The sequence below is a fragment of the Fructilactobacillus lindneri DSM 20690 = JCM 11027 genome (assembly GCF_002907375.1).
Lineage (GTDB): Bacteria > Bacillota > Bacilli > Lactobacillales > Lactobacillaceae > Fructilactobacillus > Fructilactobacillus lindneri.
The window spans coordinates 427,041-440,829 of record NZ_MIYK01000001.1 but is presented as its reverse complement, the minus strand read 5'-3'; the positions used below and the strand labels follow the sequence as shown (position 1 = coordinate 440,829).

Sequence of the window (13,789 nt, the reverse complement as noted above, 5' to 3'; positions counted from 1 at the left end):
AACTTAGTGATTAAAAACTCTTTTAGGAGTGAGCAGAGATGCTCGCTCTTTTTATTAGAAACTTTTAGGAGGTAAATAGTTGAGCGAAGTAAGCGAAATTATTGACAGAGTTACTGACACGGTTAATCCGATTTTAAATGAAAATAATTTTTATTTATACAATGTTGAATTTGTTCAAGAAGGCGGGAGCTGGTACTTGCGAGTTTACATTGATAAAGATGATGGTGTTACACTTGATGATTGTGTGACAGTGAGTGATCAATTAAGCGAAAAATTAGATGAACTAAACCCTGATCCTTTTGCAGAACCTTATTTTCTAGAGGTATCTTCACCTGGAGCTGAACGTCCGCTGCTTAAGGAACAAGATTATCAAAATGCAATTGACAAATATATTAATGTTTCTTTATACCAAAAGTTAGATGGTAAGAAAGTATTTGAAGGAACCTTAACTAAAGTTACCGAAGATGATTTAACTTTGACGATTAAAATTAAAACTGCACGTAAAAATGTTGTTATTCCAAGGAAGTTAATTTCCAAAGCGCGTTTGGCAATTGAATTTTAGTTAGGAGAACGAGAAATGAGTAAAGAATTAGTTACAGCGTTAGATGCGTTAGAACAAGAAAAAGGTGTTAAAAAAGAAGTTGTTATTGATGCTTTAGAAGCAGCATTGGTTTCAGCTTATAAGCGTAACTATGATCAAGCACAAAATGTTGAAGTTGAATTTGACGAAAAAAAAGGCAACATGAACGTTTATGCAGTTAAAAAAGTTGTTGAAGAAGTTGTTGACCCACGCTTAGAAGTTAGTTTGGAAGAAGCCTTACAAATTAATCGTGGTTATGAATTAGGCGATGAAATCAAATTTAAAGTAACGCCTAAAAACTTTGGTCGTATTGCTGCTCAAACCGCTAAACAAGTTATTATGCAAAGAGTTCGAGAAGCAGAACGTGAAACGGTTTATAACAAATATAGTAAATATCAAGATGAGTTAGTAACTGCAGAAGTGGAACGTCAAGATAATCGGTTTGTTTATTTGAATTTAGATGGTGTAGAAGCAGTAATGCCACAAAATGAACAAATGCCAAATGAAACTTATCACCCTCAAGATAAGATTAAGGTTTATGTAACAAATGTCGATGATGCTGCTAAAGGACCACAAGTTTTTGTTAGTAGAACAGCGCCAGGATTATTAAAACGCTTATTTGAACAAGAAGTTCCTGAAGTTTATGATGGAATTGTTGAGATTGTTTCAATTGCTAGGGAAGCTGGGGATCGTTCTAAAGTTGCAGTTAAGTCGAACGATTCAAATATTGATCCAGTTGGAACTACGGTTGGTCCTAGAGGCCAACGAGTTCAAGATATCGTAAATGAACTTGACGGTGAAAATATGGATATCGTTCAATGGAAAGAAGATCCAGCTGAGTATATTGCCAATGCTTTAAATCCAGCTGATGTAATTGACGTTATTTTTAAAGCTGGTGAAGATAAAGCATGTACGATTGTGGTTCCAGATGACCAGTTATCTCTTGCAATTGGGAAACGCGGTCAAAATGCAAGATTAGCAGCTCGTTTGACTGGATACAGAATTGACATTAAATCTGAATCAGAAATGGATGAAAATCAAGATGATAAAAGTCAACCAAATTCTGATGATCAGTTGAATGTAGATGATGATGAAATCGTTAAAACTGACGATTAATTTATAAAGAGGGATTGATTATGAAAAAAAGAAAAATTCCCATGCGTAAAGACGTTATTTCAGGAGAAATGTATCCAAAACGTGAATTAGTTAAAATTGTTCGTGATAAAGATTTAAATGTCTCTCTTGACCCCACTGGCAAAAAATCAGGTCGTGGAGCTTATGTACGCGTTGAAGTCGATGCAGTAAAACAAGCTCGTAATCAACACCTTTTAGATCAAGTTTTTGATGTAGAGTTATCCGATGAATTTTATGACGAGTTAATTGAATATGTAGACCATATCCAGGCTCGTCAAGAATTGAAGAAAAATGACAAATTATAATCAAATGTTAAATCTTTTGGGAATTGCGCGTCGAGCTGGTAAGATAGTATCTGGAGAAGATATTGTACTGAATAACATTAAAAAGAGTAAAGTTAAATTTCTCTTTATTGCTAGTGATGCAGGAGCATCTAGTGCTAAAAGATTTTTGAATAAAAGTAATTTTTATCATGTTCCCTTTAATAATGAAATAACTAAAAATGATTTAAGTGATGCAATTGGACAGAACCGAACAATTGTTGGAATTACAGATAATGGTTTTGCGAGGAAGATAAATGAATTAAATAAATAAGGAGAGTGATTTTATGGCTAAAAAAAGAATTTATGAATTAGCTAAAGAACTTAATGTGCCAAGCAAAAAAGTTCTTGGAATTGCACAATCAAATGGTTTTGATGTAAAAAACCACATGTCATCATTGGATGAATCACAAGAAAAAAAGGTTCGTGGGACATTAAATAATCATAAAATGGAGAGTAAAAAAACGGTGACAAAACAGTCTACACATAGTAATACTCAACATAATAAATCCGTAAACCAACCACATGCAAAGGGAAAGCCAACGAACACTCAAAATAGCAAACCTAAGCCACATAGTGATAGCCAAAGCAAGCAAAGTCATAATTCAAAAAATAATCACTCTAACCGTAATCAGCATAACGCTTACCATGGTCCAATTACTAAGGTAAATCATAATCGTAACAACAATGCTACTGGTAGTCATACAAATACTAGTAACAGCACCAGTAAGCCTACCAATCATACCCAAAATAAACCAGCTAGTGGTAATAATGGTAAGTTTGGCGGAAGTTTAAATCGTAACAATAAAAAGAAACGCCGTAATCGGAATAATCATAATAACCGATTTAGCAATATGTATTCTAAAAATCAGCGAATTAGACAAAATCATAAGAAACAGCCTACAGTTCGTAAAAATCGTCCATTGCCAGAAACTTTAGTATATGTTGATGGTATGAATGCACAAGATCTTGGTAAAATTTTGCATCGTGAACCTGCTGAGATTATTAAAAAATTGTTTATGTTAGGTATGATGGTCAATCAAAATCAATCACTTGATAAAGATACCATTGAGGTTTTAGCTGAAGATTACGGAATTAAATCTCAAGAAAAACAACAAGTCAACGTATCAGATATTGATAAATTTTTTGAAGCAGAAGAAAAAAATACTGCTTACCAGGCTCCACGTCCACCAGTAGTTACTATTATGGGACATGTTGATCATGGTAAAACCACTTTACTTGATTATTTACGTCATTCTCATATTACATCTGGTGAAGCAGGTGGAATTACTCAGGCTATTGGTGCTTATCAAATGAAGCATGACGATAAGGAAATTACTTTTCTTGATACACCAGGACATGCGGCCTTTACTGAAATGCGGGCTCGTGGTGCTAATATTACTGATATTACTGTATTAGTGGTGGCAGCTGATGATGGAGTGATGCCTCAGACTGTTGAAGCAATTGATCACGCCAAAGAAGCTAAAACACCAATTATCGTTGCTGTTAATAAGATTGATAAGCCGGATGCTAATCCAAACCACGTTAAAGAACAATTAATGGGTTATGGATTAGTTCCAGAAGATTATGGTGGAGATACTATTTTCGTAGATATTTCTGCTAAAGACGGTACTAATGTTGATGAACTCTTAAATATGATTTTGTTACAGGCCGATGTGATGGAATTAAAAGCCAATCCAAAACAAAATGGTGCTGGATCAGTTGTTGAAGCTCGTCTTGATCGTGGTAAAGGTCCGGTTGCTACTTTATTAGTCCAACAAGGAACTTTACATCGTGGTGACCCAATCGTGGTTGGTGATACCTTTGGCCGCGTTAGAACGATGACTAATGAATTGGGTCAAGATATTGAAAATGCTACGCCATCAACTCCAGTTGAAATAACAGGGTTAAATGATGTTCCAGAAGCTGGAGATCGTTTTGTTGTCTTTGATGATGAAAAAACAGCTCGTGCTGCCGGTGAAGAACGTGCTAAAGAAGCAAAAATGGAAGAACGTAAACAAAATAACCGTGTTACTCTTGATAACTTGTTTGATTCGATGAAACAAGAAGATATGAAGCAAGTTAATGTTATTATCAAGGCTGATGTTCAGGGATCTGTTGAAGCTTTAGCAGATAGTTTGAAAAAGATTAACGTTGAAGGAGTTAATGTTAATGTTATTCATGCTTCAGTTGGTGCTGTAAATGAAAGTGATATTGCTCTAGCAAAAGCAAGTAATGCCATTATCATTGGATTTAATGTTCGACCAACGCCACAGGCTAAGAATCAAGCAGAAACTGATAATGTTGATATTCGTCTTTACCAAGTCATTTATAACGCAATTGACGATGTTACCGCTGCAATGAAGGGTAAACTTGATCCAACTTACGAAGAAGAAGTTACTGGAAACGTTGATGTTAGACAAATTTATAAAGCAGCAGCTGTTGGTACAATTGCAGGTGGAATGGTTAGTGATGGTTACATTACCAATGACAGTAAAGTGCGTTTGATCAGAGATAGTGTGGTTAAATATGATGGAGAAATAGGAAGCTTAAAACGTTTCAAAGATGATGTTAAAGAAGTTAAACAAGGTCATGAATGTGGTCTTACTATCGAAAACTACAATGACATCAAAGTTGGAGATGTTGTGGAAGCTTACCATATGAAAGAAGTAGCTCCTAAATAGGGATTAGAAAAGAGAAGAATTATGGCACAGTATCGTGTAGGAAGATTACAGCAAGAAATTCAAAAAGAAGTCGATGATATTTTACTAAAACGAGTTCGTGATCCCCGAGTTAAAGGTGTTACAATTACTGGAGTAGAAGCGACTGGTGATTTGCAACAAGCAACGATTTATTACAGTATTTTATCAGATGACAAAAAAGAACAAGAAAATGTTCAAAGGGGCCTTGATAAAGCAACTGGATTAATTCGTGGTGAATTAGGACATCGTTTGAGTATTTACGTTACTCCTGAAATTCATTTTGAACGTGATCAATCAATCCAATATGGAAGTAAAATTGATCAAATGATTAATGATTTGAACAAAAAAGAATAAATAAAATGACTGAGAATTTATTTCTCAGTCATTTTTGCGTACATATTTAAGTAAGGAGTGACATAAAAATGATTTCTGGAATTATTCCACTATATAAACCAATGGGCATGACCAGTTTTAAATGTGTGAGCAAAATTAGAGGAATTGTGCATCAAAAAAAAGTAGGTCATAGTGGAACTTTAGACCCTAATGTTGACGGTGTGCTACCAATCTGTTTAGGACATGGAACTAAAATAGTTGATTATTTAATGGCATCTGGGAAAATTTATCGTGGTGCTATTACCCTGGGATTTGCGACAACTACTGAAGATTTGGATGGAGAAATTGTCGCAGAAAATCATGATTTCACTCCATTAACAACAAGTCAAATAGAAACAGGATTTAAAAATTTTGTTGGGGAAACGATTCAAATTCCCCCAATGTTTTCAGCAATTAAAGTTAAGGGGCGTCGATTATATGATTATGCTCGAAATGGTGAAAAAGTTGAACGTCCTAAACGAACAATTAAAATTGATTATTTCAAACAACTTGGTGAAAGCATTATTGACGAAGCAACGCAAACGCAAACTATCTTTTTTGAAGTCAAATGTGGAAAAGGTACGTATGTCAGAACCTTAGCCGTTGACTTTGGCAAGCAATTCAATATTCCTGCTGTGATGTCACAATTAACTAGGACTGAAAGTGGAGGTTTTGATTTAAATCAGACTGTAACCTTTTCACAACTAGAAGCAGCGTCCAAGCACGGTGAACTTGAAAAGCTAATTTATCCTATTGATTATGCACTTAAAGCATACCCACGAATTGAGCTTTCCAAATCACAATGGGAATTAGTTCAGCATGGCGGTTTTATTGACACTAGGGAAGTTAATACTACTGAAGCTAAAATAGTTTTAGGCTATAATGAAAAGATTAGAGCACTTTATTATAAAGATGTTGAAAATAATAGATATAAACCATTTAAAATGTTTAATCTTGATTAGAGGATTGGTTATGCAGTTAATTAAATTATCAGATTCTATTAATAATAGTTTAAAAATAAAACCAGCTGTAATTGCAATGGGTTTTTTTGACGGTGTTCATTTAGGTCATCAAGAAGTGATTAAAACTGCAAAAGAGATTGCAGATAAAAACGGACTTCCTTTAGCAGTTTTGACCTACGATCACTATCCTGCATTGGTTTATCATAAATTGGAAGGGAATGCTGCCCGTTATTTAACCATTTGGGAGCGAAAACAACAATTATTCCAAGATTTAGGGGTTGATATTGTTTACCAAGTGAATTATAACTATCAGTTTCAGTCACAAAATCCCCAACAATTTGTCGATGATTTTTTGTTGAAATTAAATCCTCAAATAGTTGTAGCTGGTTTCGATCACACATATGGAGCTAAACATGCTACGATGACAGACTTGCCTAATTACGCTAAAGATCGATTTGAAATTGTAACAGTTCCAGCTGATAAGCTTGATCGAAAAAAGATTAGTTCGACTAGGATCAGGAAAAATCTGGAAGCTGGTCATATTGAAACTGTAAATCAACTTTTAGGATATCGATTTGAAACTAGCGGAACCGTCGTTCATGGTTTTGCTCGTGGTAGAACATTAGGTTTTCCAACTGCTAATATTGAATATAGTAATTTGCAGCAAATGCCAGTTGAAGGAGTTTATGTTGTTAAGATTATGGTTGGACAACAATGGTATGCAGGTATGGCGTCGATTGGAAGAAATGTGACATTTGGTGATCAAAATCCAATTACGTTGGAAATAAATATTTTTGATTTTAACCAGAATATTTATGGTAATCAAGTTCAGGTACAATGGTTGTCTAAGATGAGAAATGAAGTTAAATATAATGGTAAAGAAGCATTAATTAAACAATTAAAACAAGATGAAATTGATGCTCGTCAGTTTATTAAACTAAAATGCTAAATTGTAAGCATCATTCTTGACCTTTGTTACATTCCTTGATAAAGTATAAATGTACCTTAGCACTTAGGAAGATAGAGTGCTAAAAAGGGGTGATGGGAATGCTCACTGAGAGACAGAACCTGATACTTAAGTACATCGTGGATGATTACTCTGAAACTGGAGATCCAGTTGGTTCTAAAGTTTTAGCAAAGAAATTACCGATTAGTGTTAGTTCAGCTACAATTCGAAATGAAATGGTCGTTTTAAGTAATCTCCATCTAATTGATCAAGTGCACACATCGTCTGGAAGAATTCCTTCTAATCAGGGATATCGTTATTATGTTGATAATTTGGCTAAGCCATTACCGCTTGATAGCAAATATCGTGATTATATTAGTAATTCATTGAGCGGATCTTTTCGACAGATAGATGATATTGTGCGTCAATCAGCAAAAATTCTTTCTCAAGTAACGGATTATGCAGCAATGACTTTTAGTCCTGAAAATTCAAGTAATGATATTATCAATCATTTTCAATTAGTTCGTTTAAATGATCACCATTTAATGGCAGTTATTGTGATGGAAAACGAACAAGTTGAAAGTCAGTCTTTTTTGGTTAAACAGACAGTAACTGTTAACCAGATTGAAATGACAACTAATTTCTTGAATCAGCATCTTTCTGGGTTAACAACTAGTCAGACTATGATTAGAATTCAAAGTGGATTTTTTGATAATTTGAAACGATATATTAAAGACACAACTTCTATCTTAAATGCATTTAGGTATTTGATTCAAAAAGTTGTTTCTGATCGTTATTTTGTAAGTGGGAGATTGAATTTATTTAATCAAAAACATGATTTAGAAAATGCTAAACCGTTGTATTCATTTCTAAACGAGAATTCACGTTTAACTGAAATCTTAAATCATAGTTCTCAACCCATTTCAGTTCAAATTGGACCTGAATTACAAGATGATGTTTTGAAAGATTATAGTCTGATTGCAGGAACTTATGATGTTGGAATTCATGGTATTGGGCGGATTGCTGTTATTGGTCCGACTAGGATGGAATATCCTAAAGTATTAGGATTAGTTGATGCGTTTCGTGTCGAAATGCAAGAACAAATCAAAAATTATTATCACAGTTATGATCAGTAAAGGAGAATGACTATGGCAGATAAACATTCAGATAAAAAAGAAAATATAAAAGAAGATCAAGAGGCTGTTACTGAGAAAGATGAGGATACAGCGGTTGAAGACGATGAAGTCGTAACTTTAAAAAAGCAACTTGATGAAGCACAAAATGATTATTTAAGAGCTCAAGCAGAAATTCAAAATATGCAAAAGAGCAATCAAAAAGAACAAAGTAATCTTGTTAAGTTTGGTGCTCAAGGTCTTGCAAAGGATATTATTCCTGCAATGGATGATTTGAAGCGTGCCCTAGAAGTTGAAGTTGATGACGAAAGTGGTCAACAATTAAAATCTGGTATTGAAATGGTTTACAAACATCTAAAAAAAGCATTAACGGATAATAATATTAATGAGATTGACGATGCTAATGTGGAATTTAATCCAGAACTTCATCAAGCAGTACAAACCGTTGCCGCTAGTGATGAACATCCAAGTGGCACTGTAGTTCAAGTTTTACAAACTGGTTATGAACTTGCTGGCCGGGTGATCCGTCCAGCAATGGTAGTTGTAGCTCAGTAGTTATAACTATCTATAAAAAATAAATTAAAAGAGGGGTATTAAAATGGCAAGTAATAAAATTATTGGTATTGATTTAGGTACTACTAACTCTGCTGTTGCAGTTATGGAAGGTGGAAAACCAAAAATCATCACTAATCCTGATGGTTCAAGAACAACTCCATCTGTAGTTGCATTTAAAGATGGCGAAATTCAAGTGGGTGAAGTTGCTAAACGACAAGAAATCACTAACCCTAATACTGTCCGTTCAATTAAGAGTCACATGGGTGAAGAGGGTTATACTGTTGATGTTGATGGAAAGAAATATACACCACAACAAATTTCAGCAATGATTCTTCAATACATCAAAGGTTACGCAGAAGACTATCTTGGAGACACAGTTAGCGAAGCTGTAATTACCGTTCCTGCATACTTTAATGATGCTCAACGTCAAGCAACTAAAGATGCTGGGAAAATTGCCGGACTTGATGTTAAACGTATTATTAATGAACCAACTGCTGCAGCTTTGGCATATGGTTTGGATAAACAGGATAAAGATGAAAAGGTATTAGTTTATGATTTAGGTGGAGGTACATTTGATGTATCTGTTCTTGAATTGGGTGACGGTGTTTTCCAAGTACTTTCAACTAATGGTGATACTCACCTTGGTGGGGACGACTTTGACCAACGTATTATTGATTGGTTAGTAGCTGAATTTAAAAAAGAACATGGCATCGATCTTTCACAGGACAAAATGGCTTTACAACGTTTGAAAGATGCTTCTGAAAAAGCAAAGAAAGAATTATCTGGGGTTACTTCAACAGAAATTAGTCTTCCTTTCATCGCTTCAAATGACAATGGCCCTCTTCACATGCAAACAACTCTTAGCAGAGCTAAATTTAACGAATTAACCTCAGACTTAGTTGATAAAACTAAAGGACCTTTGGAAAACGCATTAAAAGATGCTGGACTAAGTACTAGTGACATTGATGAAGTTATTTTAAATGGTGGTTCAACTCGTATTCCTGCTGTTCAAGAAGCTGTTAAAGAATGGACTGGTAAAGAACCTAACCATTCAATTAATCCTGATGAAGCGGTTGCTCTTGGTGCAGCTGTTCAAGGTGGAGTTTTGACTGGTGATGTTAAAGATGTTGTTTTACTTGATGTTACTCCATTGTCATTAGGTATTGAAACAATGGGTGGAGTATTCACTAAGTTAATCGAAAAGAATACCACTATTCCTACTTCAAAATCACAAACGTTCTCAACTGCTGCTGATAATCAAACAGCCGTAGATATTCATGTTTTACAAGGTGAACGTCCAATGGCAGCTGATGATAAATCATTAGGTCGTTTCCAATTAACAGATATCCCAGCAGCCCCACGTGGAATTCCACAAATTGAAGTTACTTTTGATATTGACAAAAATGGAATTGTAAACGTTTCTGCCAAGGATAAAGGAACTGGAAAAGAACAAAAAATCACTATCAAGGATTCAGGCGGTCTTTCTGACGATGAAATTGATAAGATGATGAAAGAAGCTAAAGCCAACGAAGAAGCAGATAAGAAGAAAAAAGAAGAAGTTGACTTAAACAATGAAGTTGACCAATTAATCTTCCAAACTGACAAGACTTTGAAAGATGTTGAAGGTAAAGTTTCTGACGATGAAATCAAGGGTGTTAAAGATGCTGAAGAAGAGTTAAAGAAAGCTAAAGCTGATGGCAATCTTGATGACATGAAAGCTAAAAAAGATGCTTTAAATGAAAAAGTTCAAGCCGTTGCAGTTAAGTTGTATCAACAACAACAAGCTCAAGGTGGAGATGCTGCCGGTAATGCCGATGCATCAAAAAAAGATGATGGAAATACTGTTGATGGTGATTTCCATGAAACTAAAGATGACGATCAAAAATAATCTGATTCTAAAAGTTCAATAATTTGTGAAAAGCCAAAGTCTTTTAGGAATGCTTTGGCTTTTTGCTTTAGAAATCGACTATTTGATTTGGAGGCAAAATAATGGCTGATAAAAATTATTATGATGTATTAGGAGTTTCAAAAGATGCATCTGAACAAGATATCAATCATGCATATCGGCATTTATCTAAAAAATATCATCCAGATATTAGTAAGGAACCTGATGCTGAAACAAAATTTAAAGAAATAACAGAAGCTTATGAAGTTTTAAGTGATAAACAAAAACGTGCTAACTATGACCAATATGGATCAGCAGACGGTCCACAAGGCTTTGGTGGCGGTACTGGTAGTGGCTTTGGTGGAGCCGGTGGTGCTAATTATGGCGACTTTTCTGATATTTTTAGTGATTTATTCGGTGGTGGACGAAGAAGACAACAAGATCCATCTGCGCCTCGTCGTGGAAGCGATTTAGAATATCAATTAACCTTGACATTTGAAGAGGCTATTTTTGGAAAAACAACTAAAATTAAATATCATCGTCAAGCTCAATGTCCAGAATGCCATGGAACTGGTGCTAAGCCAGGAACCCATCCAGAAACTTGTCCAGAATGTCATGGTTCGGGAATGATTGCTAAAACAATCAATACACCCATGGGACAAATGCAAACTCAAGCTCCATGTCCAAAATGTGATGGAACTGGTAAAATCATTAAAGAAAAATGTCCAAAATGTGGTGGAACCGGAAAAATTGAAGAAGAACATGAAGTTGAAGTTAATATTCCCGCTGGTGTCGAAGAAGGTCAGCAGATGCGTCTTCAAGGACAAGGGAATGCTGGTGATAATGGCGGACCTTACGGTGATTTATACGTAGTTTTCCGTGTTCTTCCAAGCAAAGAATTTCAACGTGATGGTTCAACGATTTACTATAACAAGAAAATTTCATTTACAGATGCAACTTTAGGAAATGAAGTAGACGTTAAAACGGTTTACGGTAATGGTAAATTAAAGATTCCTGCCGGAACGCAAACGGGGACTGTTTTCAAATTAAAGGGTAAGGGTGCACCACGCCTTCATGGAAATTCAAAAGGTGATGAATTAGTCAAAGTTACTATTGAAACACCTAAGAAATTAAACAGTGATCAAAAGCTGGCATTGAAAGCATTTGCTGAGGCTAGTGGCGATAGCTCTGAACAAAACAAAGGTTTTTTTGAAAAATTGAAAGATAAACTTAAATAATTAACTAAGGGAAGGATGAAAATCCTTCCCTTATTGTTTATTTTTAAAGCCATTGTTATAATTGAGCTAGCTATATGGAATAACGAATTAGAAAGCAGGAATAAACGTGGATTACCAAAAAATGGAAGAGAAGCAAAGAAAGATTAGAAACTTTGCGATTGTGGCACATATTGATCATGGTAAATCTACTTTGGCCGATCGAATTTTAGAAATGACTGATACGGTTTCAAAACGTGATATGAAAGCTCAATTATTGGATAATATGGATTTAGAACGAGAACGTGGTATTACCATTAAGTTAAACGCAGTTGAGTTAACTTATCATGGAAAAGATGGCGTAGATTATGTATTTCATTTAATTGATACTCCAGGACATGTCGATTTTTCTTACGAAGTTTCTCGAAGTTTAGCTGCTTGTGAAGGTGCCTTGTTAGTTGTTGATGCTACTCAGGGAATTCAAGCTCAAACTTTGGCTAACGTTTATTTAGCTTTAGATAATGATCTAGAAATTTTACCGGTTATTAATAAAGTTGATCTTCCTTCGGCTGAGCCTGAAAAAGTAAAACAAGAAATTGAAGATGTGATTGGGATTGATACTAGTGATTCTGTTGAAGTTAGTGCTAAAACGGGATTAAATGTTGATAAACTATTAGAAGAAATTGTTAAAAAAATTCCAGCTCCAACTGGGAGCATTGAAGCTCCTTTAAAAGCATTAATATTTGATTCGATCTACGATGATTATCGTGGAGTAGTGTTAAGTGTGCGTCTTTTTGATGGTGTGGTAAAAGCTGGAGATCATATTCGTTTAATGAATAGTAATAGTGAATATGAAGTTACTGAAGTTGGAGTTAATTCACCACATCCAATTCCTAGAGATTATTTAATGGCTGGAGACGTTGGATATGTAACTGCTAGCATTAAAGACATTAACCAAACTCGAGTTGGTGATACTATGACTAATGCTAATAATCCAACAGAGGTTGCTTTACCAGGTTATCGAGAAATGATTCCAATGGTATATGCTGGATTATATCCGACTGATAATGCTAAGTTTGAAGATTTACGTGAAGCATTAGAAAAATTAAAATTAAATGACGCTTCATTGGAGTTTGATCCTGAAGTTTCAGAAGCATTAGGGTTTGGTTTTCGTTGTGGTTTTTTAGGATTATTACATATGGATGTAATCCAGGAGCGATTAGAACGAGAATTTAATTTGGATTTGATTACAACGGCTCCTTCTGTTACATATCATGTTGATATGAATGATAACAGTACGATTGAGGTTGAAAATCCATCAGAAATGCCAGATGCTTCGGCTATTAAAGATATTAAAGAACCATATGTGAAAGCATCAATTATGGTTCCAAACGACTATGTCGGTGCGGTTATGAAATTGTGCCAATCTCGTCGTGGTGAATTTGTCACGATGGAATATTTAGATGATGCTAGGGTAAATGTTATTTACCAAATGCCATTGTCTGAAATTATTTTTAATTTCTTTGATAAATTAAAATCTAGTACTCATGGATATGCGTCACTTGATTATGATATTGACGGATACCGTCAAAGTGATTTAGTTAAAGTAGATATTTTATTAAATGGTGATAAGGTTGATGCTTTAAGTTTTATTTCACATCAACAATTTGCTGAGGAACGAAGTAGAGAAATTGTTAAAAAATTAAAGGGAATTATTCCACGACAAAACTTTGAAATTCCAATTCAAGCAGCAATTGGTGCAAAAATCATTGCTAGAACTAATATTAAAGCTTATCGAAAGGATGTTACCTCTAAAATTCATACAGGTGATCCTGATCGTCGAGCTAAGTTACTAGAAAAACAAAAACGCGGTAAAAAAAGGATGAAATCAGTTGGAAAAGTTGATATTCCTCAAGCTGCATTCATGACTGTACTTCAAACAGATGAAGATCAAAAGTCTGATAAATAATTGCCAAATTTATGTAT

13 protein-coding genes are annotated in these 13,789 nt (G+C 34.7%); all 13 read left to right on the top strand.

Annotated features, from left to right (window positions below; translation table 11 throughout):
- Window positions 1-79 precede the first annotated feature (79 nt).
- Window positions 80-562 carry a ribosome maturation factor RimP gene (gene rimP / locus BHU33_RS02305; RefSeq protein ID WP_054646117.1) on the top strand — a complete coding sequence of 161 codons (483 nt, stop codon included), beginning with the start codon at window positions 80-82 and terminating at the stop codon, window positions 560-562.
- 15 nt (window positions 563-577) lie between these two features.
- Window positions 578-1,696, top strand: a complete 1,119-nt coding sequence (nusA, locus tag BHU33_RS02300) for a transcription termination factor NusA (RefSeq protein ID WP_056997594.1) — start codon at window positions 578-580, stop codon at window positions 1,694-1,696.
- A gap of 20 nt (window positions 1,697-1,716) precedes the next feature.
- Window positions 1,717-2,019 (top strand): RNase P modulator RnpM, encoded by a 303-nt coding sequence (gene rnpM, locus BHU33_RS02295; protein WP_054646118.1) that lies wholly within the window; start codon window positions 1,717-1,719, stop codon window positions 2,017-2,019.
- Window positions 2,006-2,308 carry a L7Ae/L30e/S12e/Gadd45 family ribosomal protein gene (locus tag BHU33_RS02290; protein WP_054646119.1) on the top strand — a complete coding sequence of 101 codons (303 nt, stop codon included), beginning with the start codon at window positions 2,006-2,008 and terminating at the stop codon, window positions 2,306-2,308. The genes rnpM and BHU33_RS02290 overlap by 14 nt, the downstream gene beginning before the upstream one ends.
- Window positions 2,309-2,321: 13 nt before the next feature.
- Entirely contained in the window at window positions 2,322-4,718 is a 2,397-nt protein-coding gene (gene infB, locus BHU33_RS02285) for a translation initiation factor IF-2 (RefSeq protein ID WP_054646120.1), read from the top strand.
- A gap of 21 nt (window positions 4,719-4,739) precedes the next feature.
- Window positions 4,740-5,090 (top strand): 30S ribosome-binding factor RbfA, encoded by a 351-nt coding sequence (gene rbfA / locus BHU33_RS02280; RefSeq protein WP_054646121.1) that lies wholly within the window; start codon window positions 4,740-4,742, stop codon window positions 5,088-5,090.
- Between the two features lie 68 nt (window positions 5,091-5,158).
- The gene (gene truB, locus BHU33_RS02275) at window positions 5,159-6,070 is read left to right on the top strand and encodes a tRNA pseudouridine(55) synthase TruB (protein ID WP_103422786.1); all 912 of its coding nucleotides are present in this window, start codon (window positions 5,159-5,161) and stop codon (window positions 6,068-6,070) included.
- Window positions 6,071-6,080: 10 nt separating this feature from the next.
- A complete protein-coding gene (ribF, locus tag BHU33_RS02270; protein ID WP_054646122.1) occupies window positions 6,081-7,019 on the top strand; it encodes a riboflavin biosynthesis protein RibF in 939 nt (312 codons plus the stop codon).
- A 98-nt stretch (window positions 7,020-7,117) separates the two neighbouring features.
- The gene (gene hrcA, locus BHU33_RS02265) at window positions 7,118-8,152 is read left to right on the top strand and encodes a heat-inducible transcriptional repressor HrcA (protein ID WP_054646123.1); all 1,035 of its coding nucleotides are present in this window, start codon (window positions 7,118-7,120) and stop codon (window positions 8,150-8,152) included.
- 12 nt (window positions 8,153-8,164) lie between these two features.
- Window positions 8,165-8,704, top strand: coding sequence for a nucleotide exchange factor GrpE (gene grpE / locus BHU33_RS02260; RefSeq protein ID WP_054646124.1), 540 nt, complete (start codon window positions 8,165-8,167; stop codon window positions 8,702-8,704).
- A 43-nt stretch (window positions 8,705-8,747) separates the two neighbouring features.
- Entirely contained in the window at window positions 8,748-10,592 is a 1,845-nt protein-coding gene (gene dnaK, locus BHU33_RS02255) for a molecular chaperone DnaK (protein WP_054646125.1), read from the top strand.
- Between the two features lie 101 nt (window positions 10,593-10,693).
- Window positions 10,694-11,827, top strand: a complete 1,134-nt coding sequence (dnaJ, locus tag BHU33_RS02250) for a molecular chaperone DnaJ (protein WP_054646126.1) — start codon at window positions 10,694-10,696, stop codon at window positions 11,825-11,827.
- A gap of 121 nt (window positions 11,828-11,948) precedes the next feature.
- Window positions 11,949-13,772: a translation elongation factor 4 gene (gene lepA, locus BHU33_RS02245; protein ID WP_404825433.1), complete on the top strand. Its 1,824-nt coding sequence runs from the start codon at window positions 11,949-11,951 to the stop codon at window positions 13,770-13,772.
- Window positions 13,773-13,789 lie beyond the last annotated feature (17 nt).

Bases quoted from the DNA above. Each gene is read 5' to 3' on its own strand.
- nusA (WP_056997594.1), top strand. From the start codon at position 578: ATGAGTAAAGAATTAGTTACAGCGTTAGATGCGTTAGAACAAGAAAAA.
- rnpM (WP_054646118.1), top strand. From the start codon at position 1,717: ATGAAAAAAAGAAAAATTCCCATGCGTAAAGACGTTATTTCAGGAGAA.
- BHU33_RS02290 (WP_054646119.1), top strand. From the start codon at position 2,006: ATGACAAATTATAATCAAATGTTAAATCTTTTGGGAATTGCGCGTCGA.
- infB (WP_054646120.1), top strand. From the start codon at position 2,322: ATGGCTAAAAAAAGAATTTATGAATTAGCTAAAGAACTTAATGTGCCA.
- rbfA (WP_054646121.1), top strand. From the start codon at position 4,740: ATGGCACAGTATCGTGTAGGAAGATTACAGCAAGAAATTCAAAAAGAA.
- truB (WP_103422786.1), top strand. From the start codon at position 5,159: ATGATTTCTGGAATTATTCCACTATATAAACCAATGGGCATGACCAGT.
- ribF (WP_054646122.1), top strand. From the start codon at position 6,081: ATGCAGTTAATTAAATTATCAGATTCTATTAATAATAGTTTAAAAATA.
- hrcA (WP_054646123.1), top strand. From the start codon at position 7,118: ATGCTCACTGAGAGACAGAACCTGATACTTAAGTACATCGTGGATGAT.
- grpE (WP_054646124.1), top strand. From the start codon at position 8,165: ATGGCAGATAAACATTCAGATAAAAAAGAAAATATAAAAGAAGATCAA.
- dnaK (WP_054646125.1), top strand. From the start codon at position 8,748: ATGGCAAGTAATAAAATTATTGGTATTGATTTAGGTACTACTAACTCT.
- dnaJ (WP_054646126.1), top strand. From the start codon at position 10,694: ATGGCTGATAAAAATTATTATGATGTATTAGGAGTTTCAAAAGATGCA.
- lepA (WP_404825433.1), top strand. From the start codon at position 11,949: ATGGAAGAGAAGCAAAGAAAGATTAGAAACTTTGCGATTGTGGCACAT.